At 66.3% G+C, this 1605-nt stretch carries 1 protein-coding gene and 1 pseudogene; both read left to right on the top strand.

Annotated elements, in window-relative coordinates; all coding sequences use genetic code 11:
* The coding region (locus tag UK23_RS41765; RefSeq protein ID WP_045317353.1) for an alpha/beta hydrolase at nt 1-1259 on the top strand (1259 nt) is incomplete at its 5' end.
* A 124-nt stretch (nt 1260-1383) separates the two neighbouring features.
* Nucleotides 1384-1605, top strand: a pseudogene (locus UK23_RS41760) (alpha/beta hydrolase); the annotation flags it as partial.

Genomic DNA, 1605 nt, shown 5'->3' with positions numbered 1-1605 from the left:
TCTTCACCAACCCCGGCGGTCCGGGCGGTGAGGGCCGCACGCTGCCGCTCGCGTTCCTGAACCGGCCGAAGCTCAGCGAGAACGCCGAGATCGTCGGTATCGACGTGCGCGGCACCGGCGCCAGCAGCAACGTCACGTGCGGCATGTACGACACGCTCGGCTCGACGGACCCGCGCGACCGCAGCAAAGCCAACCTGGACCTGCTCGCCCAGGGCATGGAGCTGCACGCCAAGTTCTGCCAGACCAAGTCCGGCGAGCTCGGCCGCTACATCACCACCGACCAGACCGTGAAGGACCTCGACCTGCTCCGGCAGGTGCTGGGCCGCAAGAAGGTCGACTGGATCGGCTACTCCGGCGGCACCTGGATGGGCGCGTACTTCGCGACCTACTTCCCGAAGTCGCTCGACAAGATCGTGCTCGACTCGAACGCCGCGTTCACCGGACCGTGGCAGCCCGTCTTCGACGACTGGGGCATGGGTTTCGAGCGGCGTTTTCGCGTCGACTTCGCGCCGTGGGTCGCCAAGTACGACGGCATCTACCACCTCGGCAAGACCGGGGAAGAAGTGCGGCAGACCTATGAACGGACTCGGGCGAAGCTCGCGCAGCAGCCCGTCACCCTGCCCGAGGGCACGTACAACGCGGTCACGCTGGACTTCCTGCTCTTCCAGGGCCAGTACAGCAAGCACTCCTTCGACTCGGTGGCGCGCAAGTTCGCCGAGCTGGCGGGTGTGGTGCCGGCACAGCTGAAGGCGCAGGCGAGCTACCCGGACGCCTCGAACGGCACGCTGTACTCCATCATCTGCAACGACACGCCGTTCCACGGTGGTCGGAAGTACCTGGAGCGCAACGCGGTCCAGGACGGCGCCAAGTGGCCGCTGATGGGCTACTACCAGATCATGGGCCCCTGCGCGTACTGGGACCGGCCGAACGTGCAGCTCAAGCACCCCAGCGGAATCGGCGTGGACTCGACGCTGATGGTGCAGTCGGTGCGTGACCCTGCGACGCCGCTCGAAGGCGCGCAGCGAGCTCACCAGGGCTTCCGGAACTCGAAGATGCTGACGGTGACCGACGAAGGTGATCACGGCATCTACGGGCTCGACAACGCCTGTGTGAACGACGTCGTCGAGCGCTACCTCGTCGACCGGGTGAACCCGACGGCCGACTCGACGTGCCCCGGCGTGCCGCTGCCCGAACCGGGCCAGCAGGGGGCAGGCGTGCTGGAGCAGGCGCGTGAACTGGCGGTTCGCGTCGGCTGGTGACAGTTGTCACGGGTCACTGCACGACCTGGCGTAAGCCTTGAGTAGCACCACGTCGTCCCCCTTCTGGCGATGTCCCCGGCTGCTGGAACTGGTGAGCTTCAGACACACCAGAAGGGGGAACGACATGAGAACGCCTTTGGCGATCGTCACGGCCGTCGCGGCGAGCTTGATCGTCGTACCGCAGGCCTCGGCTTCGCTTGCGCAGCAACAGATCAACTGGCAGAAGTGCACCGATCAGCCCGGGTTCGAGCGGTTGCAGTGCGGCAGCTTCACGGCGCCGATGGACTGGAACAACCGAGGCAACGGCAAGACCATCACCATCGCGGTCAGCCGCACGGTTCCGTTG

Origin of the sequence: Lentzea aerocolonigenes (genome assembly GCF_000955955.1) — a bacterium.
GTDB classification, from domain to species: domain Bacteria; phylum Actinomycetota; class Actinomycetes; order Mycobacteriales; family Pseudonocardiaceae; genus Lentzea; species Lentzea aerocolonigenes_A.
Note: the sequence above shows the minus strand (reverse complement) of the source record. Positions and strands in the feature narration are given on the sequence as shown.